This is a genomic window from Paraburkholderia sp. FW306-02-B, from assembly GCF_058782725.1.
The window spans coordinates 1-22,057 of the sequence record NZ_JBYSXZ010000003.1 but is presented as its reverse complement, the minus strand read 5'-3'; the positions used below and the strand labels follow the sequence as shown (position 1 = coordinate 22,057).

23 protein-coding genes and 1 pseudogene are annotated in these 22,057 nt (G+C 59.4%); 14 read left to right on the top strand and 10 right to left on the bottom strand.

Annotation, left to right across the window (positions count from 1 at the left end; genetic code table 11):
• The first annotated feature begins 5 nt into the window (after positions 1 to 5).
• From AC3WOG_RS35730 to AC3WOG_RS35720, 3 genes are all read left to right on the top strand, one after another.
• Positions 6 to 455, top strand: a complete 450-nt coding sequence (locus AC3WOG_RS35730) for a GNAT family N-acetyltransferase (RefSeq protein ID WP_492582588.1) — start codon at positions 6 to 8, stop codon at positions 453 to 455.
• A gap of 208 nt (positions 456 to 663) precedes the next feature.
• Positions 664 to 1,170 carry a YkgB family protein gene (locus AC3WOG_RS35725; protein WP_492582587.1) on the top strand — a complete coding sequence of 169 codons (507 nt, stop codon included), beginning with the start codon at positions 664 to 666 and terminating at the stop codon, positions 1,168 to 1,170.
• A gap of 413 nt (positions 1,171 to 1,583) precedes the next feature.
• Positions 1,584 to 2,057, top strand: a complete 474-nt coding sequence (locus AC3WOG_RS35720; RefSeq protein WP_492582586.1) for a DUF3788 domain-containing protein — start codon at positions 1,584 to 1,586, stop codon at positions 2,055 to 2,057.
• Between the two features lie 263 nt (positions 2,058 to 2,320).
• Here the strand turns inward: AC3WOG_RS35720 and AC3WOG_RS35715 are convergent, their stop codons facing one another.
• Entirely contained in the window at positions 2,321 to 3,214 is an 894-nt protein-coding gene (locus tag AC3WOG_RS35715; protein ID WP_492582585.1) for a LysR family transcriptional regulator, read from the bottom strand.
• 115 nt (positions 3,215 to 3,329) lie between these two features.
• Between AC3WOG_RS35715 and AC3WOG_RS35710 the strand changes: the two genes are divergently transcribed.
• Positions 3,330 to 4,160, top strand: a complete 831-nt coding sequence (locus AC3WOG_RS35710; RefSeq protein ID WP_492582584.1) for an SDR family oxidoreductase — start codon at positions 3,330 to 3,332, stop codon at positions 4,158 to 4,160.
• Positions 4,161 to 4,385: 225 nt separating this feature from the next.
• Here the strand turns inward: AC3WOG_RS35710 and AC3WOG_RS35705 are convergent, their stop codons facing one another.
• The 3 genes from AC3WOG_RS35705 to AC3WOG_RS35695 form a co-directional block, all read right to left on the bottom strand.
• Entirely contained in the window at positions 4,386 to 5,801 is a 1,416-nt protein-coding gene (locus tag AC3WOG_RS35705) for an IS1182 family transposase (protein WP_492576091.1), read from the bottom strand.
• Positions 5,802 to 6,245: 444 nt separating this feature from the next.
• Positions 6,246 to 7,163 carry an oxidoreductase gene (locus AC3WOG_RS35700; protein ID WP_492582583.1) on the bottom strand — a complete coding sequence of 306 codons (918 nt, stop codon included), beginning with the start codon at positions 7,161 to 7,163 and terminating at the stop codon, positions 6,246 to 6,248.
• A 50-nt stretch (positions 7,164 to 7,213) separates the two neighbouring features.
• Positions 7,214 to 7,783, bottom strand: coding sequence for a TetR/AcrR family transcriptional regulator (locus tag AC3WOG_RS35695; protein ID WP_492582582.1), 570 nt, complete (start codon positions 7,781 to 7,783; stop codon positions 7,214 to 7,216).
• A gap of 285 nt (positions 7,784 to 8,068) precedes the next feature.
• Between AC3WOG_RS35695 and AC3WOG_RS35690 the strand changes: the two are divergent.
• The 7 genes and pseudogenes from AC3WOG_RS35690 to AC3WOG_RS35660 form a co-directional block, all read left to right on the top strand.
• Positions 8,069 to 8,529, top strand: a pseudogene (locus AC3WOG_RS35690) (MgtC/SapB family protein); the annotation flags it as partial.
• Positions 8,513 to 8,785 carry a hypothetical protein gene (locus AC3WOG_RS35685; protein WP_492582581.1) on the top strand — a complete coding sequence of 91 codons (273 nt, stop codon included), beginning with the start codon at positions 8,513 to 8,515 and terminating at the stop codon, positions 8,783 to 8,785. The pseudogene AC3WOG_RS35690 and the gene AC3WOG_RS35685, both read left to right, overlap by 17 nt.
• A gap of 480 nt (positions 8,786 to 9,265) precedes the next feature.
• A complete protein-coding gene (locus tag AC3WOG_RS35680; protein ID WP_492582580.1) occupies positions 9,266 to 10,831 on the top strand; it encodes a methyl-accepting chemotaxis protein in 1,566 nt (521 codons plus the stop codon).
• 491 nt (positions 10,832 to 11,322) lie between these two features.
• Complete coding sequence (locus tag AC3WOG_RS35675) at positions 11,323 to 11,520, top strand: hypothetical protein (RefSeq protein ID WP_492582579.1); 198 nt, start codon at positions 11,323 to 11,325, stop codon at positions 11,518 to 11,520.
• A gap of 242 nt (positions 11,521 to 11,762) precedes the next feature.
• Positions 11,763 to 12,338, top strand: coding sequence for a phasin family protein (locus AC3WOG_RS35670; RefSeq protein WP_492582578.1), 576 nt, complete (start codon positions 11,763 to 11,765; stop codon positions 12,336 to 12,338).
• A gap of 164 nt (positions 12,339 to 12,502) precedes the next feature.
• Entirely contained in the window at positions 12,503 to 13,246 is a 744-nt protein-coding gene (phbB, locus tag AC3WOG_RS35665) for an acetoacetyl-CoA reductase (protein ID WP_492582577.1), read from the top strand.
• Between the two features lie 152 nt (positions 13,247 to 13,398).
• Positions 13,399 to 13,875 (top strand): tyrosine-type recombinase/integrase, encoded by a 477-nt coding sequence (locus AC3WOG_RS35660; RefSeq protein ID WP_492582576.1) that lies wholly within the window; start codon positions 13,399 to 13,401, stop codon positions 13,873 to 13,875.
• Here AC3WOG_RS35660 and AC3WOG_RS35655 read toward each other — a convergent pair.
• The 6 genes from AC3WOG_RS35655 to AC3WOG_RS35630 all read right to left on the bottom strand — a co-directional run bounded on the left by AC3WOG_RS35655 (position 13,869) and on the right by AC3WOG_RS35630 (position 19,197).
• Positions 13,869 to 13,955: a cyclase family protein gene (locus AC3WOG_RS35655; protein WP_492582765.1), complete on the bottom strand. Its 87-nt coding sequence runs from the start codon at positions 13,953 to 13,955 to the stop codon at positions 13,869 to 13,871. The genes AC3WOG_RS35660 and AC3WOG_RS35655 overlap by 7 nt on opposite strands.
• Positions 13,956 to 14,242: 287 nt before the next feature.
• Positions 14,243 to 15,181, bottom strand: a complete 939-nt coding sequence (locus AC3WOG_RS35650; protein ID WP_492582575.1) for a hypothetical protein — start codon at positions 15,179 to 15,181, stop codon at positions 14,243 to 14,245.
• A gap of 767 nt (positions 15,182 to 15,948) precedes the next feature.
• Positions 15,949 to 16,644 (bottom strand): hypothetical protein, encoded by a 696-nt coding sequence (locus AC3WOG_RS35645; protein WP_492582574.1) that lies wholly within the window; start codon positions 16,642 to 16,644, stop codon positions 15,949 to 15,951.
• A gap of 29 nt (positions 16,645 to 16,673) precedes the next feature.
• A complete protein-coding gene (locus AC3WOG_RS35640) occupies positions 16,674 to 17,567 on the bottom strand; it encodes a fumarylacetoacetate hydrolase family protein (RefSeq protein ID WP_492582573.1) in 894 nt (297 codons plus the stop codon).
• Between the two features lie 9 nt (positions 17,568 to 17,576).
• A complete protein-coding gene (locus AC3WOG_RS35635) occupies positions 17,577 to 18,389 on the bottom strand; it encodes a 2-keto-4-pentenoate hydratase (RefSeq protein WP_492582572.1) in 813 nt (270 codons plus the stop codon).
• A 1-nt stretch (position 18,390) separates the two neighbouring features.
• Positions 18,391 to 19,197, bottom strand: coding sequence for an IclR family transcriptional regulator (locus AC3WOG_RS35630; protein ID WP_171927816.1), 807 nt, complete (start codon positions 19,195 to 19,197; stop codon positions 18,391 to 18,393).
• An 86-nt stretch (positions 19,198 to 19,283) separates the two neighbouring features.
• Here AC3WOG_RS35630 and AC3WOG_RS35625 point away from each other — a divergent pair, with 86 nt between their 5' ends.
• The 3 genes from AC3WOG_RS35625 to AC3WOG_RS35615 form a co-directional block, all read left to right on the top strand.
• Positions 19,284 to 20,717 (top strand): MFS transporter, encoded by a 1,434-nt coding sequence (locus AC3WOG_RS35625; protein ID WP_492582571.1) that lies wholly within the window; start codon positions 19,284 to 19,286, stop codon positions 20,715 to 20,717.
• Between the two features lie 120 nt (positions 20,718 to 20,837).
• Positions 20,838 to 21,290, top strand: coding sequence for a cupin domain-containing protein (locus AC3WOG_RS35620; protein WP_154562583.1), 453 nt, complete (start codon positions 20,838 to 20,840; stop codon positions 21,288 to 21,290).
• A gap of 150 nt (positions 21,291 to 21,440) precedes the next feature.
• A partial coding sequence (locus AC3WOG_RS35615) for a shikimate dehydrogenase family protein (protein WP_492582570.1) occupies positions 21,441 to 22,057 on the top strand: 617 nt, incomplete at its 3' end.

Here is a 22,057-nt window from a genome sequence, read left to right as displayed (position 1 = left end):
AATCTATGCTATCGGTTGAGATCAAAGCCGTTGAAAACAACGATTTTGATATTTGGCTTCCTCTGTGGAAAGGCTATCAGCGGTTCTACGAAGTGGATATCCCCGAGTCCGTGACGCTCGAGACATGGGCGCGCTTCCTGGACCCGATTGAGCCGATGCACGCGGCGCTTGCCATGGTGGGCGAACACGCCGCCGGGTTGGTACATTCTATCTACCATCGATCCACATGGACAACAGGCGACTACTGCTATCTTCAGGACCTGTTTGTTGCTCCCGATGCACGTGGCCGCGGCATTGGCCGCACGCTGATCGAGCATGTTTATGCGGATGCGAAACGTCGCGGGGTGTCCCGTGTGCACTGGCTGACACACGAAACCAACTATACCGGCATGCGGCTTTACGACAGCGTCGGTGATCGCTCGGGTTTCGTCCAGTACCGGAAACTATTCGCCTGAAATGCACGTTGGGGCTGTCCCCAGGACTCGTGCGACACATCGTTGGCCTGGCAAGGTAACGACAGGTGGTTGGCGTCGAGCAGCCCCCTCGTGACTTTGATCCTTTTTCGCATTTCATTGAGCACATGCAGTCTCGCAACCGGTACTGGGCAGGCCTAAAGTGGCGGCTCCTAGCGACCCGGAAAACAACCTGAATTGGAAACCCAAAATGAGCATTCGCGCAAATCAGTTCCGTCTTCAAATCGCCGAAAAAAGCGTTGGATCGCTCTCGAGTCTGGCCGTGCTCAGATGGGCGCTGGTCGTCATCTTTATTTGGTTCGGTGCAATGAAATTCACTGCTTACGAAGCCAACGGCATCGCTCCGTTCATCATCAACAGCCCCATCATGAGCTGGTTGCACTCCCTATTCGGAATTCAAGGTGCAAGTTACGTTATAGGTGCACTTGAACTGTCGACTGCAGCAGCTCTGATTATCGGAGCCTTCCAGCCCATTTTCTCCGCATTGGGAGCAGCGATGTCGGCTGCGACCTATCTGATCACACTCACCTTCTTCTTGAGCACCCCTGGGGTCGCCGAAGCGACAGCGGGTGGGTTTCCAGCAATTTCAGCCTTGCCGGGCCAGTTCCTTCTTAAGGATGTCGTTCTGCTGGCTGCATCGCTTTCCCTCCTTCTGGCATCCGTCCAGCCCACGAGGCCTATCGTTCAAAAGTCGTGACCTGAACAGAAGGCAAGATATCCGGACCGGCATATTCGGCGGGACATGAGATATTACCCACAGGAGCGTAGCGAATGGCAAGGAAGCTGCCTATCACGGCGTACTGGCGGAAGACGATTATGGGTATGCGCAGGCGATTTTTAGCAGTCGCCTGAATTTGACCAGTTCGGTTTCGGCGCCGGCTTATTTGCCTTGATGACATCGCAACCATGGCCGTCTCCGATTAAGGCGATTGGTCCTACCGAAGCGTGGATAGATGAACTTTAGATACCTCGACTGCAGCTTGCAGAGGATATGGGGACTCTTGCAAAGCATTTAATTTGCCTGCGAGAGGCTTATGAAAGATTCGTCGGCAAGGAGAGCATCGGCACCATCAGAAGCATTCCACGCATGAAGACGAAGAGGAAAGCAACTTGAAACAGTTCAACGATATCGGCGACAGAATCGCTGACAAATCTTCACAACCCGATGAGCGTACTGTCCGCGACTGGATAGGGCCGGAGGCGTTTGAGCATTGGGTCGAACTGCGGAGCTGGATCGAGGCATGCTACCCCGGTGTTTTCGCGCCAGATTGGCTATATGGTGGCAAGAAACGCGGTTGGTCACTGCGCTACAAGAAGACCAAGGCCTTCTGCACCCTGCTGCCGGCGTACAGGCTGCTTTCGGTTCTGGTGGTCTTGGGGCGAGCTGAGCGAGAGAAGTTTGAGGCGCGGCGTTATTCCTGGAGCCCACAGTTGGTCAAGCTCTACGATGAAGCCCGAGCATACCCTGACGGGAAATGGCTGACTGTCCCGATCTCATCCGCGGAAGATCGGCATGAGGTGACAGAGCTTATGAGTATGAAGCGCCCTACACTTTCATGCGGTGGAATGTCGCGGAAGTCCTAAAACCCGTGGCACCCTTCCCGGGCTCGATCACACGAACGTTGCGGTGAACAGACACTGTGGTGTGTTTGCGGGCGAACTTCGTTAGTCTCGTGTCCCTTTGCGGGCTTGCACGGCGATGAGCAAATCTCCGTTGTGCCTCGGAAAGCCGTCGTCCACGCCATCCTCGCGAATGACAGAAGTTGGCCGCCCCCTGCCCGTCGTCGATCGGTGGCACGTGACCTGAGCGGTCGGTCAGGATCCTCGACAACGGACATTCACATGCGTTAACGATTTACCTCCCTAAGCACGTCGATGAACGCCTGCAGACCAGCAGGCACGTGGCGATGCCCAGGATAGTACAGGCAGAGCCCAGGGATGAACGGGCACCAGTCTTCCAGCACGGTAACCAGCCGGCCGTCGTCCAGCCAGTCGCGGGCCGCGGACTCCGGTACATACGCGAGGCCCAAACCATCGGACGCGGCCTCAACCATCAGACCGTTGTGATCCAGCGTGAGCACGCCGGGAACATCGATCGCCACTTCCTGCCCGTGCTTGCGGAACTCCCAGCGGTAGCGCTTGCTGCTCGGCAGACGTTGGCGAATGCAGTCGTGGCTACGAAGGTCGTCGGGCGTGATGAGTGGTGTTCGACCCGCGAGATACGAAGGCGCTGCAACGACTACGAAGCGAAGATCATCGCTGATGCGCACTGCCACCATGTCGCGCGGGATCGACTCGCCAAGCCGTACTCCGGCATCGAAACCTTGCTCGACGATATCGACGAGCCGTCCCTCCGCGACCAGATCGAGCGCCATGCCGGGAAAGCGCTTCAGAAAACGCGGCACCACTGTTTTCAACAACAGCCGCGCCGCACTCTCATTGGCATTGATCCTGAGCGTGCCGCTCGGATTGCCGCGCGCATCGGCGACGGCATCCAGTGCCTCGTCAAGATCGCGGAGCACGGGCGCAAGCCGCGCGAGCAATGCTTCGCCGGCTTCTGTCGGCGCTACGCTACGCGTCGTGCGATTGAGCAGGCGCACGCCCAATTCGCGCTCCAAGGCGAGCATGGCGTGACTTAGCGAAGAGCGCGAAACGCCGAGTGCATCGGCGGCACGGCGGAAACTCCGATGCGCTGCGACAGTGGAAAACGCGGTGAGATCGGCAAGTGTCGGCTTGGTCATTGGTGGCGAATTTTCACGGGGTCATACGCACTATAGAGACTTCTCTGACCAATGACGGGTACCTAGACTGGTGATCAGGCAATGCCATTCCATCCACTTTATGGAGAGACACACCATGATGAAGACCTGGTTTATCACCGGCACGTCGTCAGGCCTCGGCCGACTACTCGCCGAGCGCCTGCTGCAACGCGGCGATCGGGTCGTCGCGACGCTGCGGCGCGAGGGGGCGCTCGATGAGCTGAAAAAACAGTACGACGACCGGTTGCATGTGCTGACACTCGATGTCACCGACATCCGTGCGGTGCACACGAATATCGCTGCCGCATTCGAAACGATGGGCCGTATCGACGTGGTCGTGAACAACGCGGGCTATGGGTTATTCGGCGCAGCCGAGGAAGTGACTGATGAACAGATCGACCGGCAGATCGCCACCAATCTCACCGGATCGATTCAGGTCATCCGTGCCGCGCTGCCTCACCTGCGCCGCCAGGGCGGCGGCCGGATCGTTCAGGTCTCGTCCGAAGGTGGACAGATCGCTTACCCGAATTTCAGCCTCTATCACGCTACGAAATGGGGCATCGAAGGTTTCGTCGAGTCAGTAGCGAAGGAGGTGGCACCATTCGGCATCGACTTCGTGATCGTGCAGCCGGGGCCGACGAGCACGCAGTTCGGTGCCGGTCTCGATCACGCGGTGCCGATGCCCGAGTACGACGATACCCCGGCGGGCGACGTCAGGCGGGCGATTGCGTCCAACAGCTTTGCAATTCGGGGCGATGCAGGCGAGACGGTCGCCGCAATGATCGTCGCGGCGGACTCGGCACATCCGCCGTTACGCCTGACGCTTGGCGGCGGTGCCTACGACTCGATCAGGGCTGCGTTGGCTGAGCGCCTGACGGTGCTCGAAGCACAGAAGGACATCGCGTTTTCAGTCGACTCGATAAGCTAATCGGACCGGCGCAGAGGGGCGTGCTGACGCAATAGCTGCATGATGGCCGTCCCAGATCGACCCACAGGCGACAGTCGCGCGGAAAATATTGAATGTCTGGTAACGATGCGATTGTGTTGAAAAAGTCTTGTTTTGGATCAGGGCGCTGGAGTTGGCACGACGTTATCGAGTTGTGACGATCGGCGAAGCGGTGAACTTGGGCGAGGCAACGATCCTCATTTCTCGTCATGCAACTGCCTGGTTCATCTGCTTGCTTCCTGACATGAACCGCTTGGCCATTCTTCGCAGGTTTTGCGCAGTCGCTGCCATCAGGAACTCATCATGAGCACCGCTTGGACCTCGCAGTCGCAAACGGTCCAGTTTCAGGATGCGTTTGAGATGGGCAAAGAGCATTTCCACCTTCTTTCGCTCACGGCAAGATCGCTTGTATTCAGGCGTCTTCGCAATACGCCTCGTTTCGTCACGCGCAGCTTCATGGATGCTGCGGGCGATCTTGCGGAATGGTGTATTCGGACAGCAGCGATCCTTCATCGAACAGCTCTCGCAGTCGAGCTGACTTGCCCGATAGATGATCGTGTCAGCCTTCGTGACGCGCGAGCGCGGATTCGTGAATTTGCGCCGATCACTGCGTAGTGCGTGCCCGGTGGGACAGCGATATTCATTGGCCAGTTCATCCCATAGGAACTCGCTGCTGGACAATGTATTGTCCTTGCGCGTCGTTTTATCCCAGACCGGAACATGTGGTGCAATCTCCTTCTCTTCGATCATCCAGGCAAGCATCGCTGCCGAGCCATACGCGGTGTCGCCTGCAAGACGTCGAGGTTTGAGATCATGCCGCCGCTCAACGCGGTCAATCATCGTCCTGGTTGATTCCACTTCGTGCGAACGGTTCGCGGGCGTCGCCTCGACGTCAACGATGATCCCTGCCTGCAGGTCAATCAGATAATTGGTCGAGTAGGCGAAGAACGGCAAGCCACCCTTGGCCGCTGTCCAGCTCGCGGCGGGATCCGTCAGAGATATCCTCTTTGGAGGGGGCAATGTCTCTGCCATCTCCGCCGCTTCGGTGCCCGCTGGATTCGCTTCTTCCAATGCTTCCAGATACTCGCGCACTGCACGGCTTTGTCCCTTGACGCAACCCCAGTCGATGGGCCCGGAACCCGGAACACCGCGTGCAGAGCTCACGTCGGCTCTGATGATGCTTGCGTCAATCGCGAATCCTTCACCCTTTACGAGCCCTTCGGACATGCACCGACCCAGCACCGACTCGAACACATGGCGTAGTACATCGCTATCGCGGAAGCGACCGTGGCGGTTCTTGGAGAATGTCGAGTGTTCGGGTACGGCGTCCTCCAGGCCCAGGCGACAGAACCATCGATACGCCAGGTTCAGATGTACCTCTTCGCATAGCCTGCGCTCGGACCGGATGCCGAAACAGTAGCCGACGATCAACATGCGGATCATGAGCTCCGGATCAATCGATGGCCGCCCCATCGGACTGTAGAACGGCGCGAGATGCTGGCGTAGATCGCGCAGATCAAGGAAGTGATCGATGCCTCTCAACAGGTGTTCGCGAGGGACGTGATTATCGAGGTTAAACGAGTAGAAGAGTTTGTCCTGTCCGCGGCCCAGTTGACCCATCATGACGAATCACTCCCGTCGATCGATGTCTTCCAGGATACCGAACATTCCGAACCACGGGCGACTTTTTCAACACAATCGATGCTGTTAGGGTCATTCAAGCAGGCATGTCTGGGAGCGTATGGGATATTCGCCGCGTGATTGGAACGGAAGCAAACGCAATCCGAGGAGTCCACCGTGTAGCCGGCTCCTCGTAGGACAGGCCACCTTCAAATTTGAACTTTGCTGATAACAGGATCCGAATCGACGAACTAGCAACGAGTGCCCGAGCGGTCTCGATGTCCAGGCCAGAAGGCATAACCGGTGACGAGAACGCGTTTGCCTTTCAGGTCCAGTCCTACAAGGACATCGTCGGTCGTAGGTGTAGCCCCAAATTTTGCGGTCAAATCAGATCGCTTCGTTGATTGCCCGATGCAGCGGCTGGGGGAGTGGAAACAGCCCGCACGGTCAGATTGCAGGCAATCCGGGGTCGATCCCGGTCATGGCGACGGAAACGTCCCAAAGCCGCTTGGCAAGTGCCGGGTCTTCAGCCTGCGGTGCGCGTTTGGCCTCTCCGGCGACGCCTCTGATCCCTCTGAATCCGGTCGGGCCGTAATAGCCTCCTGGCTTCACGGGGCCCGTCGCGGCCAGCAATGCCGGCCACGCACCCTTGGCGGCACTGTTGAGCAATAGGCCGACGATGGGACCTACTAACTGGACGGGCCCCATGTGCCTACCCAGGCTGGTGCTTGCCACACCGGGGTGGGCACCGACAGCCGTGATGGGGGATCCGGTCGCGCCCAGGCGCCGATCCAACTCAAAGAAGAACAGCGCATTCGCCAGCTTACTGGCGCCATAACGTTCCCCCTTGGAGTAGCTGCGCTCGGCATTGAGATCGTCCCAGTCGATCTTTGCCTTCAAATGCGCAATGCTGGATGTAACAACGATGCGCGAGCCCGGCGTCTCCGCCAACTTGGGCAGCAGCAGCGAGGTAAGCGCGAACACGCCCAGATGGTTGACCCCGAACTGCGATTCGAATCCCTGCCTGGTGCGCGTCAGGGGCGGGTTCATGACGCCCGCGTTGTTGATGAGTGCATCGATGCGAGGCTCCTTCGACACGTTCGCGACGGCGACACGCACACTCTCGATGTCGCCCAAGTCCAGTGGCAACCATGCGAGGTTGGCGCTGGGCGTCTGTTGTTTGATGCGCGCAATGGCCCCCTCTGCCCGGCCCCTTTCGCGGCAACCCAACAGCACGCGTGCACCCCGCGCAGCAAGCACTCTGGTCAGTTCAAGCCCCACGCCCGCGTTGGCGCCTGTGACGATGAAGCACTTGCCCGATTGACTCGGGACATCTACCTCGGTAAAGCCTTTGTGGTCCGACATACAAACTCCTTATTATGAGTGATTACATACTCATTTAACTGGCAAAAAATTTAGGCCGCAGAGCCTTTCCAAAAGAGGTCGAACCCCGCCTGTCGAATCGCTTCACGCTCCTTCGGCTTGGCCGCAATGGCGTTCATGGTGATATCCGCCAAATCGAACAGAATCGTGTCGATATAGAAAGCGACTCGTTCAGGAGCAGAATGCCCCGCAAGACACTGTTCGACGATCGAGCGAGCTTCTCGGAACATGGCGTGGCAGCGCTTGCGGCTCGCTGCAGTCACTCGATCCGACACCTTCAACTGGCGAAACGCCTTGCGCGCCGTGGAATGATTCAGTCCCCACTCGATCAGCCGACTCCAAACGATGAACAGCCTGTCACGTGCTGACGCCTCCATCGGGTATGGCGCCAGCATCGACTCCGCAAGCTCACCTTCTATCTCAACGAACAGATCATTCAGGAGATCATCCTTCGACGGAAAGTAGGTAAACAGCGTCCCCTCAGACACGCCAGCTGCTTTGGCGATCTTCGCTGTAGAAGCGCCAGGGCCGAGTTGGGCAATGAGCGCTGCAGCAGCTTCAAGCAGGGCATCACGCTTTTCCTCGCTCAAGGGACGAGCCATAGTCAGGTATCTTAGATTGAGTAAGTGGTTGCTCAATTATTGGATTAATAGCCTCGGCCGTCAAGTGGCGCGCTAAGAGATGCAGCGCGCCGGGCTCAGGACGACGTCGGGACCACGCCATCGTCAGCGCGTCAATCACGATGTCCGTCTTGATGCAACGGCCGGTTGCTGGTGTGGAGCGGTCGCCCTGATGTCCAATCGACGGCTGCCGGCGAATGACTCTTGGTGGCCGACCTCTGCCCGACGCGGCCGACTCGGTTCGATCCTGAGCGGCCATTTATAGTGGTCGGCGCGGAGTCAATCCTGTTGCGTGGAGAGATCATGCGAGGTTTGACGACCGCTGCCAGCCTCTGGTCGGTCGCAGGAATTGGTCTGGCGATCGGTGGTGGGATGTACACCGCCGCCCTCGGCGCGACGATCAGTATCCTGATCATCCTTGCAGGCGTGACGCTGCTCGAACGTCGCTTCATTTCGGTCAAACAACAGCGCAACATAACCCTGTTGGTCGAACGCTGCAGCGTATCGCTCGACAGTGGGCACAACGCCCTGGGTACGGGAAGTGTCCGGGTCAAGCAGCTCATGGTCCAACAATCGGAAGACAACCCTGAACTCGACGACGTGCAGATCGGGCTGTCGCGCGCGACGGCCAATTCGAGATGATCCGCACACGGCTGGCAGCGATGCCGGGCGTCCGTGAGTGCCGGATGGCAGATGAAAGCGGAGTAGGCCATGACGCGTACGTATGAATATCACGGGTACACCCTTGTGGTGGGTGTCGAATCTGACTTTAGCGGGCGGCCGAATGCCGGGGCCGCTGCGCGCGCGGACTACGTGGCGATAGTCAGAATTCTTCAGGCAGGCAATGCGGTCGCGGTATTTTCGCCGCTGCGCTTCGGTGAGATCGGCGGTCGCCCGTTTGCGACGGAGGCAGATGCCTTGATGGGCGGTCACAGCGCTGCACGGCGAATTGTTGATGATCTTTTTAGTCAGGAAAGCCAATAACGTTCGGCCGCTAACCGGCAAGCGATCTTGAACTTGGCAGATCGAACAACAGATGGGTCCTCTACCTGATGTGCGTCTGGCTCTGACTGATCTGGATGCCCGTCCGACTACCTGTCGGGTGCCGCGTCGGCCCGTGCCCGGAATCGCCTGCCTGGGTGTCTTCTACCTTGCACCAGGATATTGCGGTGGACCATATCGAGAACTCCAGCAGAGGCTCTATGGCATTTACCTGAAGGTTAGTTAGGTTCCTTTCGCGATTAGGAAATTACTTTGTCAATTATCGGTAAATTCTGATGAAAAAATAATCCGGTCGCAAACCTTTTCGTGCCGCTCCGTCTCTTAAGTCCGCGTTGAATCAGGCCGTAATACATGAAGCATGGCACGCTTCCGGAATCTGCCTGAGCCCGATCGGTTCGATGAGACCAGCAGCGATGCATCTGAAGGGGTTCTCGATTCTCACGACCAGGATAAGGACAAACAATGACAGGTACTTTCCTTCGGTTCAGAAATCTCCGTATCGGGGTGCGTCTCGCAATCGCGTTCTCCCTTGCCGCGCTCCTCACAGTGGTACTCGGCGCGACGGCATTCATCAAGCTCACGCGAATCACAAATGAATGGACCGATTTTGAATCGGTCACTCTTGCCAAGCTAAAGGTTCTGCAGCACGCCAAAGGCACTTTCGGCGATGCCGTTCATAATTACAAGGACTATGTGCTTCGCGGGGGCGCCTACAAGGCGAAGTTTCTGGCGAACATGGACGACATCGATGCTGCTGTCAAGGCGCTGGAAACCGGTGGGCATCTCGGCCCGGACGAACAGACGGCAAGCGAGGCGCTTTTCGATGCAACGAGAGCGTATCGGGCGTCGATGGACCGACTGTCTCCGCTTGTGGAGTCAGGGGCGGCAATTGATGTTCGGGACAGGAGCGTCGCCGGCGCAGACAAGCCGATCGGAAAGGCGCTGGACGCAATGATCCAGATCGTCATGCAGCGCACGACAGAACAGGGCGCGACGATTACCGAGTTGGCGCATGTCGCGGAAGTCGCTGTCGTGGTGGTCACGATTGCCGCGCTGATTGCCGCGACGTTGCTCGCCGTCTTCATGACCCGAAGCATCACGCGCCCGATCGGGGCCGCTGTGACTGTCGCCAGGGCAGTCGCAAGCGGTGACCTCACTAGCGAGATCATCGTCGACAGGGCTGACGAAACGGGGCAATTGCTGGACGCCATGCGCAGCATGAACGAGAGGGTCTCCGACGTCGTCCGTCACGTTCACCAGACCGCCGAGTCCGTCGCGACAGCATCGGCACAGATCTCAGCCGGCAATGACGACCTGTCACGGCGCACGGAGCAACAGGCCGCGTCCCTGGAAGAAACGGCGGCAAGTATGGAGCAACTGACGGCCACCGTTAAACACACTGCCGAGAATGCCATGCAGGCGAGCACGTTGGCGAGCGCCGCGTCCGAAGCGACTGGCGGCAGTAGCGCGGAGGTGGGTCGTGTTGCCGGGATGATCAGTCAGCTGGCGACGGGCGCACAGCAAATGAGCAGCATCATTGGTGTCATCGAGGGAATAGCGTTTCAGACCAACATACTGGCGCTAAACGCGGCTGTCGAAGCGGCCCGTGCGGGCGAGCAGGGGCGCGGCTTTGCAGTGGTGGCGTCAGAGGTCCGCATGCTGGCACAACGCAGCGCGGCCGCCGCGAAAGAAATCAGGGATCTGATCCTGACTTCGAATGAACGGGTGACAAGCGGCGCATTGCTCGCCCAGGGAGCGGGCGATTCCATGCGCCAGGTAAGCACGGCCGTGGCACGGGTTACGGCGCTTATGAGCGAAATATCGAGCGCATCTCGCGAGCAAAGCACTGGTATCGAACAGGTCAATCAGGCAGTCTCGCTTATGGACGAGGCTACGCAGCAAAACGCAGCGCTCGTCGAGCAGGCGTCGGCCGCTGCAGCCTCACTGGTTCGGCAAACGGTCGAGTTGAAACAACGGATTTCCTTTTTCAGGGTGAGGCAGCTGGCAATACCGCTGGGAGGTATTTGAGCAGATTTTCCGGGAACGGTCGTCCTCGTACGATATTGTCGAAGCTATCCGTAACGCGGTCGCGTTAATGTCATTTTACCGATCGCGTTCGAGGGGCTGTGCCCGAGGGCCGGACTCGGCTTGCCGACTATGTGGTCAACACCAACCGGCGGGTTCAACCGAAAAGCGGTCGTCCGAGCATCGGGGGCGCAGTGCGTGACTGATTATCTGTGCCGCCTGATCTGTTCCTTGGCGAGCGTGAACGCTTCCTGTGAGTTCTCGCGCGACAGGGCGAGTACCCTGTCACGCACGGCGTCGTATTTGGGGTGCCGTCAAGATTCGGACGCCAACGTACGATAGCGGCGCTGCACAATTAATCAAATCAAGCACTTGCTGTGATGAGATTGTCCCCGGCTCAACCGCTCGAAGCACGGTTTGTGCCGATCCCTACGCAGTGGGACTTTCCAGATCGCAAGCGTACAAGCCAGCCCGAATCTTGACGGCACCCCGATATGCTGAGTCCCCATGAATTCGCCACCTTGATGCTCATCAAGGCCTCGCCGGATCAGATTGATCTAGGCCGCGCCGAGCTCGACACGCTGTTCGAGCAGCAACTCATATCACTGGAAAACCTCGCTTCAGGAGGCTCGCGTCCTCATGTCACCAGCGACGGCGATTCCCTTCTCAAGGCCGTCGCGCGTAGGCGCTAGGGAATTACGGCGCGTGCCGCTGCATCACGCCGCGAGCGCGCCGAAGAAAAGTAAGCGAAGTAAGCTTTTGTTGGACTTTAATGTGTAGTGCCTCCTGCTGTAACGACCCTCCGAAGTGTTCGCGACGCATGCTACCTGGCAGGCGTCCCTGCGCTTCGGTCCATCAATCACCGCCATTCGCCGTGCTACATCCGGTCGACCGGGTTTTCGCGCGGCGGACTGAATCCTGAGGAATTTCAATAATGGCTCTATCGAGTCCCGAGCAAATCGCCGCATCGCAGAAGGCCGGCCTCGACGCATTCTTCGGATTGACCGGCAAGGTCTTTGAAGGCGTCGAAAAACTGGTCGCACTGAACCTGCAGGTCGTCAAGTCCACGCTGGCGGAGTCGCAGGAGAACCTGACGAAGGCGCCCGCCACTACAGACCCGCAGCAGTGGTTCACGCTGCAAGCCGGTTTCACCGCGCCTTTTGCGGAGAAATCACTGGCATACGGCCGTCAACTCTTCGACATCGCGTCAACCACGCAGGCCGAGATCGCGCAAGTTGCACAGTCGCAATACGAACGCTACAACGCTAAGGTTCAGGCACTCGTCGAGGAAGCGGCGAAGAGTGCTCCCGCGGGTTCCGAAGCGGCGATCGCCGCATGGAAGTCCGCGATCAGCGCCACCACCACGCTGTACGAATCGCTGCAGAAGACGGGGCAACAGGCCGTGGAGATGGCCGGGACCAATCTCGAATCCGTCACGGCCTCAGCGTCCAGGGCCGCCAAACGTAGTGCCGCCGAGTCGGCTGCCGTAGCCGCGAGCGCGAAGCGCTAAGACTCACGCGGGCAGCGATGCTCGCGTTATCGGTTCCATATATATATGTAGGATTCCTTTTATTCATTTTGGATAAGAATCCGGCATTTCAATGCATCCAATTTTTGACTGAAGGCAGTGTTGCTCCAGACGGGCACGCCGCTGGTATTTGTGAGGACGATTCGATGGCAAAGCAGATCGCGGTAGTAACGGGTGGCATGGGTGGACTGGGCGAGGCGATCAGCATCAAGTTGCATGACGCCGGTTATGCGGTCGTAGTCACCTATTCGCCCGGCAACACCGGTGCGAACGAGTGGCTCACACGCATGGAAGCCGAGGGACGACAGTTCCGCGCGTACGCGGTCGACGTCGCCGACTACGACTCGTGCGAAAGATGCATGGCGCAGATCAAAGTGGAAGTCGGACCGGTCGACATCCTGATCAACAACGCCGGCATCACGCGCGACGCCAGCTTCAAGAAACTGGACAAGGTCAATTGGGACGCGGTCATCCGGACCAATCTCGATTCGGTATTCAACATGACGAAGCCGGTGTGCGACAGCATGGTCGAGCGCGGCTGGGGCCGCATCATCAATGTGTCGTCGATCATCGGCTCCAAGGGCGGGTTCGGTCAGACCAACTATGCGGCGGCAAAGGCCGGCATGCACGGTTTCACGAAATCGCTGGCGCTCGAGGTGGCGAAAAAAGGCGTCACTGTCAACACGATCTCGCCCGGCTATATCGCGACGAAGATGGTGATTGCGGTGCCCGAGGAGATCCGCGAGACGAAGATCATTCCGCAGATTCCGGTCGGCCGGCTCGGACAGCCCGACGAGGTCGCCGCACTCGTGCTGTACCTGTGCTCGCGCGAAGCGGGCTTTGTGACCGGCGCCAACATCGCGATCAACGGAGGGCAACATCTGCAGTGAACCCGGGAGATCAGCCATGGAGGTTCCGATGAGCGAAGCAGTGGCAATCGTTGTAGGGTCATTCGTGCTGGTGACGGCAACAGCGTGCGTCGCCGCTCACTATCACCGGGAGCAAATGCGCCGAAAACTGCTCAGACGGCTGGATCACCATCGTGACTGGTGGGACTGGGGCAGCGTACCTGTGTGAAAGGAATGCGGTTGACTTCAGCCCGGTCAAGGGCGCGAAGCGCCCGAAGGTCGACAGCCACGAGAGCAAAACACCGGCGCTCGGTGATCATCAGGCCCGCGCCCTGCTCGATGCGCCCGATCCAACCACATTCAAGGGACAGCGTGATCGTGCAATGCTGGCCGTGTTGCTGTATCACGGGCTGCGCCGCGAGGAACTGTGCCTGCTGAAGGTTCGTGACATTCACGACCGCCGCGGCGTGCCGCATCTGCGCGTGCACGGCAAGGGCGGCAGGACCCGTTACGTCCCGCTCCATCCGGTAAGCGCGGCACGCCTCCACACGTACATGGGAGCGGCCGGCCAGAAGATTCGCCGACCTTCAAGGTCGCGTACTAGAAGTCAGGCTGAGCGGTGTACAGCGCGTTGCCGAGCGGCCAAAGCGCTCAGTAACGCGCCTCAATAAGGTACATCGCTTCGCAAGTGGACCGGCGCATCGAAATGCGTCCCCTTATGCTCACCGCAGGAGAGATTTTCCGTTGGGATCGTGGCGCGGCTGCCAGGCTATCCGGCATTACGCGCCGAGTTGCTAGCGCTGCCCGACCTCGTGGGGCCATGTCGGCTCGTTCAAGTCGTGGTCGGTCCACCCGATCGCGTTCCGGAGGCGACCCGGGCGTTTTCGGGTCGCCCTCCACGGATATTGGCTAGCACGTCGAATGGACGAGTTATCGACAGGCACATCGTGGTGGCAAGCGGCGCCCACGCGCGTGGCGTTCATCATCCCGGCGAACGTGCCGCGCTCCCGATCACGAATTACATCGTCGCTATGGAGGCTATCGGGTGCGAGCCGCGTGCAACCCCGCATCACGCGCCTTTTGCCGCGAGAGCAAATCCTGCTTCAGCATGAGTGCCTCGCTATTGTCCGGCTGCAATGAAAGCGCCCAGTAGATCCCTGATCGGGCCATAGCCAGATCATTTTTCTCGAGACCGCTATGCGCTCGCGCAAGGGCGAGCGACATCAGCCTGTGATTCCTGTCGCCATACCCCTTGTTGCTCGCTGTCGAGCTCGGTGACGAGGCTTTTTCGTCCTGCGAATGTGTCTCGCGATCCGGGATCGCAGGCGCAACAGGTTGCGCGGACACCACCGAGGAAGCAGCTGCAGCGGGCGCCGCCGAAGAAGCGATCGCCGCTGCCGCGACAGTCGCGGCCGTCGCCGGGTCTTGCCCCGCCGTCGGACTTTGCGGCGTGATCGAGCCTTGTGCCGCCCCGGGGCCCTGGACCATCGTCGGCCCCTGCGGCGGCACGGAGCCCTGGTTCGCCTGGCTCACGCCATCTGTCGTGACGCTGCCTTCCACCGTGCTCGACGTCGTCTGCTGTTCACGCGTGGCGGAGTCATCCCGGTGCAACAGCACCGTTCCGCCATAAAGGGCGACGCATGCCAGCAACGCCAGCGCTACGCTCGTTTTCAATCGCCAATGGCGGGCACCGCCAAGCGAATGCGGGCGCGTGTGGCCATATGGATGGACATCGGCCGACGCGAACACGGGTCTCGACTGCGACGGCCACAGCAGCTTGTCATGCGGAACATGCGCACGCGCGTGCGCTGCGCTCGCCGTGGCTACATCGGGCTTCTTCGTCCACGCACGATCGCCGAACGCAAGCCACGCATGCGCGCCACAATGCGGACAGAAAGAAACCGCCTCCGAAACCCTGCCGCCGCAGCGCACGCAGGTTGCCGGAAAAATCGGGTCACGTGTGGTTTCATCGCCCATTGTTGAACCTTCCGTCATACGAAAACGCGAACGGTGCTTCGGGCGTGGACGATGGGGTCGAAAGGACAGGTACAAGTACCCGCTCGGTTCGACGTGGGTAAGCATTTATTGCCATGACGACAGGACCGAATCGAACTACCCGGCCAATATAGGTCAGCGACGGACCAGCGTCAACCCGCCATCGGCAGATTTGCGCGCTCTATTTGCTTCGCATTCCTATTGATATGACGATTTGCACTAGCGACCTGCGACTGATGGAACCTGAACGCGCCGGAATTGCCCCTGCTGTGCTCCGGACGGCCGGTTTCTTCGTGTCATGGGTCAGAGTTTGACAGGATGATAAGCATTACTGTGCATTTAGCGGAATTGCAGTTCAATTCATGACCACATTTCAGGGGCGCGGTGCCGGGCAGGCTCGCGTCGCGGACTTTGGCGTTTGAGCGTAGTGGAACGGAAAACCTGGTTAAGCGTAAGTGTTCGCTGCAGGGCAACAGGGTTCGCGCGACTGACTTGCCGCGAGCTCGGCAATTGGACAATGAAGCACGACGTTGCCGCGTGCGGTAGCCGAGGAGATAGCGACTTACCGGTTCGAATGACGGTGATCGACCCACAGGCGACGCTCGTACTGTCGTCGTCTCAATGTCGGCTATCGGAGGGCAAGCCGCCCGTCACACCGACGTGTGACAGCAGCGGTTCTCTGCGGCACAGAAACCGGGGGGTAATGCCACAGTTCCACTGCCTCTTGCTTCGAAAGTGCAAACGACGCGTCACCCGGCGCTCCACGGCGTCTTGCAGCGCGTGTACTCGAGTTGATAAAGCGCGCAGCTAGGCGTAGCTATCCCGACGCCGGGCAAAGCCACGAGTCCGGCATTGAAAGCGTCCACCGCTGAACGGACGCGGTCAGCGCGGCATCCTTCGATCAAGACGATCCATGTCGGCACTTGCGTGCCTTCAGACCGCGCCCGCTTCTCCGCTGTCTCTACCTTGCTGACAACCTCATCGGCTAGGCAAAGGTGAACTCCGGTGATGCCCGCCATCTCGACAAGTGGTGGCAGGACGTGCTGACGCAGACCTTTCACGACTTCCGTGCGCGCCGTCGAAGGCACGTCGAAGCGCACCGTCACAAGATAGGCACCCTGTCCGACACCGTCTGAATATGCTACATGGCAGATCGAGCGGGCTACGCTCCGAAACGAGGGGACGACCTGCTTCGTCCACGACGTCGGCGAATTTAGCCGGAGGAGATAGTCTTGCGCGCCGAGCACCTCCACGGTGTCGGCTTCATAGAGATTGAAGTACTCGGGTCCCGCATCCAGCGCAATGTAGCGCCGCCCGCGCCTGAACCCAGGAATTCCCGCGCGTTCGGGCATGTGCTCACGGTTGTGCCACTCGTAGAATTCATCCTTCGCCTCCGGCAGCAGATCATGCCAAATCGCGACGACGCCTGTTCCAGCAAGGCTCATATCTTTTCCTTTTTGCAGGTGGAGTTGTCTTATCGTGCCGACGGATACTCGCCACGGCTCCACGCCGCGCCAAGCGATTCCGAATACTGCACGATCTTCTGCGTTTGCTCGCCAAGTCCGCTACCGCCGAGGGTCATCGTATCGCCCGCTTTCAGAAAGACAGGCGGCTTTTGACCGAGGCCCACGCCGGGCGGAGTTCCGGTAATAATGACGTCGCCCGCCATGAGTGGCATGAAGCGGCTGAGATAAGCCACAATATGCGCGACGTTGAAGATCATCGTGCGTGTGTTGCCAGTCTGACGACGTGTGCCGTTGACGTCGAGCCACAGGTCGAGTACCTGCGGGTCGGGGACTTCATCACGCGTCACGAGCCACGGGCCGAGCGGCGCAAAGGAGAAGCTGCTTTTGCCCTTTGTCCACTGGCCTTCACGTTCGAGCTGATATGCGCGTTCAGAAACGTCATTGGCAAGGCAGTAACCCGCCACATGATCCAGGGCGGTTGCTTCGTCGATCTGCCAGGCGGGGGTGCCGATCACGACGCCTAATTCCACCTCCCAATCCAGCTTTTGCGCGTCTGTCGGCAAGATAACCGGGTCGTTTGGACCGCTGATCGAGCCCGTATGTTTGTTGAACACGACGGGTTCCCGCGGGATCGGCGTATCGGTTTCGGCAGCATGATCCGAGTAATTCAGACCAATGCAGACAAGGTTGCGGACGTTGCCAACACAAGCGCCAAGCCGCGTGCCCGTCTCCACAACCGGGAGGCTGCTGAGGTCGAGTCCGCGCAGCTCTGCCAAGGCGGCTGGCGAAACAGTTTTTCCATCGATGTCACCGACGATGCCGCTGAGGTCGCGGATTTCTCCGCTTGAGTCAAGGACACCGGGACGCTCTTGGCCAGGGTTGCCAAAACGGACGAGACGCATTAAGTACTCCTATTCAGAACAGAGAAAGCGAATGGGCAAGGTGCCAAGCGCACCAAACCCAATTTGCAACTGCCGACCGAGCGGCAACTCGAGCACGCCTGCGTAGGAGCCCGTGATCACTGCTTGGCCGGCTTGCAGTCCGAGGCCGCGTTCGCGGAGAAAATTGGCCAGCCACACGATCGGTGATACGACATTGCCATCAGGGTGCCGACCAGCAAAACTAACCGAGGTTTTACCGGCGGCAGTCAGACTGATGACGAATTCTGCAGGAAGATCGTCCGGCCTCGCCGCCTCGACGAACTCAACGCGCGGCCCAATGACGAGCCCGGCATTAAACAAACCGTCCGCGAGCAATTCCGGAAATGTCAGGGACGCCGGATGCGAATAACGACTGCCGAGCAATTCGAGCGCGAGGTGGACGTCACCTAAAGCATCGAGCACCTCGGCTTCGCTGTATGCGTACCTTCGAGGTGGCAGGTCGCGGGTTAGATAACAGGCGAGTTCGGGCTCTGCCTTCACGGTAGACTGCACCGAGCCGGCGCTGAAGCTGCATTCGACGCTGCGGTAGATCAAATCCGCGTAGATCGGCGCGGCGATGACCTTGTCCGCCGACGGCAGCGCGCATTTCCATGCGCCGGTTCTACTCTCAAGGGCATCACTCACCTTTCGCTGGATCGCGAAGCCCTCGTCAACCGTTGAAGGCCGCAGTTCAACGGGGAGGCGCTCCACTTGCGTGCCTTGACGGCGCGCTGCGACGAGAATGCTTGCTGCCTTCTCATGCCAAAGGGCGACTCGCTGAGAAGCATGAACTGCGTCCGGCATCTCAGGCCGCCTCGTTGACGTGCCGATCGACGCTCTGTCGCGGCCAGACAGCTCCCAACTTCGCGGATGCTTCGCGCAGAAGCGCGTAAAAGGCGTCGTAACGCTCCGGCGGTATGCGTAAGACCGGCCCAGCAATGCTCATCGTCCCGACTACCGCCCCGTCAATCAGCGAGCGCACGGTCACGGCCATCGCGACGACACCTGGCTCGGCTTCCTCGACGACCAGACCATAGCCACGTTGCCTCGTCAGTTCGAGCTCCGGTATCAATCGGTCGACGCTATTAATCGCCTTCGATGTCCCTGCGCCGTTGGGCTGGCCGAGCCCCCCGCGCAGTGCGAGCCCGATTGCTTCGTCGTTTGACATTGTCGCCAACCACACCTTTCCGACCGATGTGGCATGCAATGCGATGGGACTATGCATGGACGGCGAATACATGAGACCGGGCGCCGCGCCTTGAGACGCAGCGAACCACGCGAGTGTCCCTTCATTGACGACCGTCAGCCGAACTAGCTCGTGACATTGCGCTGCGAGTTCGTCGAGAATCGGCTGCACCAGGCCCGGCAACCCGAGCCCGTGCAGGAACCGCTGACCAAGCAAAGAAAGCTTCAAGGTCAAGCGGTACTGGGAGGTCTGTTCATCTTGTTCAGCCCAGCCCTGCTCGCACAGCTGCGCAAGCACGCGATGGGCGGGGCCTTTCTCCAGCTCGAGTTCAGCGGCGATATCGGACATACGCATCCAGCGCGCTTCACGTGCGAGCAACTCGATCGCCTGAAGCGAACGGTCAACTGCTCCCTTGACAACTCTCATAATATGGATAACATTGTTCTTACTGGAACGGTGTTACAACAATAACGGAACGGCGCCGAAAAGTCAATCCACGACGGAGACAAGTCATGAACGGAAGCACCCAGGTTGAGGCCCATCGTCAGCGCCAGTCGAAGATAGCCGCGGCCAGCGGCTGGATCGGCTCAGCGCTCGAGTACTACGACTTCTTTATTTACGCGACCGCAGCGTCATTACTCTTTCCGCAGCTCTTCTTTCCCTCTGGCAACCCGACGGTTGCCATCATCGCATCACTGGCGACTTTCGGCGTCGGCTATGTCGCCCGACCAATAGGCGCGATGGTGCTTGGCCACGTCGGCGACCGACACGGCCGGAAGACGGTGCTGATTTTCTGCATGTTTTTAATGGGCATTTCGACGATGGGCGTGGGACTCTTGCCCACGTATCAGCAGGCCGGCATCTGGGCTCCGGTGATGCTTGTCACCCTCCGGCTCATTCAGGGGTTCGCCGTCGCGGGAGAGGTCTCCGGCGCCAGTTCCATGATTCTTGAGCATGCACCGTTCGGTCGGCGTGGCTACTTTGCGAGCTTCACGCTCCAAGGGGTGCAAGCTGGGCAGCTCCTGGCGGCAGCGGTCTTCCTGCCCCTCGCGCATTACATGCCGAAGGACCAGTTCGCTTCCTGGGGATGGCGAATTCCGTTCCTCCTCAGTTTTGTCGTTATCATCGTCGGCTACGTCATTCGCCGCCAGGTCGAGGAAACTCCGGCTTTCTCCGAGGAGCAGGCCCATGGCGAAGTTCCTGCCTCACCGGTCGTCGAAGTCCTCCGGCAGAGTTGGGACGATGTCTTGCGCGTAATCTGCATGGCGCTCACCGCCGTCATCGCGCTTCTCGCTACGGTTTTCGGCGCCGCGTATGCGGTCCAGCCGGCCTACGGTATCGGCTTTTCTGCCGGCGTCTTTCTTTTGATTCCGGTTCTTGGCAACATCTGCTCGGTCATACTGATTCCCTTCGTCGGCAATCTCTCTGACAGAATTGGCCGCAGGCCGCCCGTTCTCGCAGGCGTCCTCAGCGCCGGGCTGCTCTCGTTCGCATACCTCTACGCCATCAGCATCCATAACCTCTGGCTCTCGCTGATTCTTTCGATGCTGATGTGGGGCGTTGCCTACCAAGGCTTCAACGGTGTCTTCCCGAGCCTTTTCCCAGAATTATTCCGCACGCGGGTGCGCGTGACGGGAATGGCCATCGGACAAAACGTTGGGACGACGCTTGCTGCACTGACGCCAACACTCTTCGTAGCTGTCGCGCCCCCCGGCTCCACCAATATTCCGCTGAAGATCGGTTTGCTGACGTTCGGCATTTGTCTTGTCGCCGCGTTCGCTGCTTTCACTACGCGGGAGACGTATCGGATCCGCCTCAACGATCTCGGCGACCGCGATGCGGTCCCGGTACCCAAAGTCGAGTACGAGCGCTTGCGCGGCGAAGCGATGGCCGGAGGAATCAAAACTGCCGATGCCCAGGATCTCGCAAATCAGATTCGCTCGTAGCCGTTCTGGCCGGCCCTACTCATTGCGACCACTGTGTTGGTGCAACTTGGCATGAGCCGAACATAAACGATGCGACTGCGGCGCTTGCAAATCGATTGACACCGCACAAAGGGAACGCACATGCACAACGAAGACACACCCCGTTACGACGGCCCGCGCGAGCTCGCGCAATCTCTAAGCGCGTTTGCGCGCATCAGCGCGGCCGAGTCGCCCTGGAACCAGGAGGGCCTGCGCGCCGACTCTGAGTATCGCGACCTCGGACTCGCCGCGGTGACCAACGGTCGCATCGGAGCGAAACACATTCGTGCGCTGAAGCCGTTCACCGATCCCACTGGCTGGCACTGGCACGACATGACTGGGCACTACCTGTATGTGCTGCGCGGATCCGTGACGTTCCGTTTCGCCGGAGTGGAGGGCGACGTGACGCTTAACGCTGGTGACGGCCTGTCGCAGCCTGCCGGCGTGCCGCACAACGTGATAGGGCGCTCCGACGACCTCGAGGTCATCGAGATTAACGAGCCCGCTGTCTACGGGACTTGGGATCTGGACGTACCGCCGGCGCCTTGGAAGTGACTGTTTATACCCTTGGGGCCTTCTCGAGTGTCATGAGATCGCCAGTTCTCGGCGCATCCGACAGCCGCAGACGGCCCAAAGTCGAATTGAGCGCGTTGCGTCAAAGAGATGCGGTCTTCGTCATCAAAGGGGCTCGGTCGGAGATTGTATGTGTCCGACACGCGCTTGGTACGCCACATTTCCGAGCAGTCACGCAAGACTACGCCTTCAGCCAACATCGAACACCAAACAGCCATGGATCCACATATCACAGGTAAATCGCGACTTTATGGATTAGTGGGCGATCCACTGACGGCAGCTAAGTCGCCACAATTGTTGAACCAGCTTTTTGCTGAACAGCGCGTGGACGCGGCTTGCGTTCCGTTCTGGGTGAAGGCGGAAAACCTGTCCGAGTTCGTCAGCGGTGCACGAGCGATGGGCAATCTCTCCGGCCTGCTCGTCACCATGCCTCATAAGCAACGGATGCTGGAATTTGTCGATGAACTAGATCCAACTGCCCGTCAGGTCGGCGCGCTCAACGTCATCCGTTGTGAAGCAGATGGACGTTGGGTCGGCGCGATATTTGATGGCGTCGGTTGCGTTCTTGGGATGCAGTGGGAAGGCAACCACCCGGCGAATAAGTCCGTGCTTCTCTTAGGCGCCGGAGGTGCGGGGAGCGCCATCGCATTTGCGGTTGCGTCCGCAGGCGCTAGCAAGCTAACCGTATCCGATGTCGACGGGCATCGGGCTGGCGACCTTGCGGCATCTGTTGCTGCTGAAACCGGCTG

What these genes read in the sequence shown, in the direction of transcription:
- AC3WOG_RS35680 (WP_492582580.1), top strand. Translation starts at nt 9,266, where the DNA reads ATGACAGGTACTTTCCTTCGGTTCAGAAATCTCCGTATCGGGGTGCGT.
- AC3WOG_RS35675 (WP_492582579.1), top strand. Translation starts at nt 11,323, where the DNA reads ATGCTGAGTCCCCATGAATTCGCCACCTTGATGCTCATCAAGGCCTCG.
- AC3WOG_RS35630 (WP_171927816.1), bottom strand. Translation starts at nt 19,197, where the DNA reads ATGAGAGTTGTCAAGGGAGCAGTTGACCGTTCGCTTCAGGCGATCGAG.
- AC3WOG_RS35640 (WP_492582573.1), bottom strand. Translation starts at nt 17,567, where the DNA reads ATGCGTCTCGTCCGTTTTGGCAACCCTGGCCAAGAGCGTCCCGGTGTC.
- AC3WOG_RS35710 (WP_492582584.1), top strand. Translation starts at nt 3,330, where the DNA reads ATGATGAAGACCTGGTTTATCACCGGCACGTCGTCAGGCCTCGGCCGA.
- AC3WOG_RS35635 (WP_492582572.1), bottom strand. Translation starts at nt 18,389, where the DNA reads ATGCCGGACGCAGTTCATGCTTCTCAGCGAGTCGCCCTTTGGCATGAG.
- AC3WOG_RS35625 (WP_492582571.1), top strand. Translation starts at nt 19,284, where the DNA reads ATGAACGGAAGCACCCAGGTTGAGGCCCATCGTCAGCGCCAGTCGAAG.
- AC3WOG_RS35650 (WP_492582575.1), bottom strand. Translation starts at nt 15,181, where the DNA reads ATGGGCGATGAAACCACACGTGACCCGATTTTTCCGGCAACCTGCGTG.
- AC3WOG_RS35695 (WP_492582582.1), bottom strand. Translation starts at nt 7,783, where the DNA reads ATGGCTCGTCCCTTGAGCGAGGAAAAGCGTGATGCCCTGCTTGAAGCT.
- AC3WOG_RS35730 (WP_492582588.1), top strand. Translation starts at nt 6, where the DNA reads ATGCTATCGGTTGAGATCAAAGCCGTTGAAAACAACGATTTTGATATT.
- AC3WOG_RS35670 (WP_492582578.1), top strand. Translation starts at nt 11,763, where the DNA reads ATGGCTCTATCGAGTCCCGAGCAAATCGCCGCATCGCAGAAGGCCGGC.
- AC3WOG_RS35645 (WP_492582574.1), bottom strand. Translation starts at nt 16,644, where the DNA reads ATGAGCCTTGCTGGAACAGGCGTCGTCGCGATTTGGCATGATCTGCTG.
- phbB (WP_492582577.1), top strand. Translation starts at nt 12,503, where the DNA reads ATGGCAAAGCAGATCGCGGTAGTAACGGGTGGCATGGGTGGACTGGGC.
- AC3WOG_RS35700 (WP_492582583.1), bottom strand. Translation starts at nt 7,163, where the DNA reads ATGTCGGACCACAAAGGCTTTACCGAGGTAGATGTCCCGAGTCAATCG.
- AC3WOG_RS35705 (WP_492576091.1), bottom strand. Translation starts at nt 5,801, where the DNA reads ATGATGGGTCAACTGGGCCGCGGACAGGACAAACTCTTCTACTCGTTT.
- AC3WOG_RS35725 (WP_492582587.1), top strand. Translation starts at nt 664, where the DNA reads ATGAGCATTCGCGCAAATCAGTTCCGTCTTCAAATCGCCGAAAAAAGC.
- AC3WOG_RS35620 (WP_154562583.1), top strand. Translation starts at nt 20,838, where the DNA reads ATGCACAACGAAGACACACCCCGTTACGACGGCCCGCGCGAGCTCGCG.
- AC3WOG_RS35685 (WP_492582581.1), top strand. Translation starts at nt 8,513, where the DNA reads ATGACGCGTACGTATGAATATCACGGGTACACCCTTGTGGTGGGTGTC.
- AC3WOG_RS35715 (WP_492582585.1), bottom strand. Translation starts at nt 3,214, where the DNA reads ATGACCAAGCCGACACTTGCCGATCTCACCGCGTTTTCCACTGTCGCA.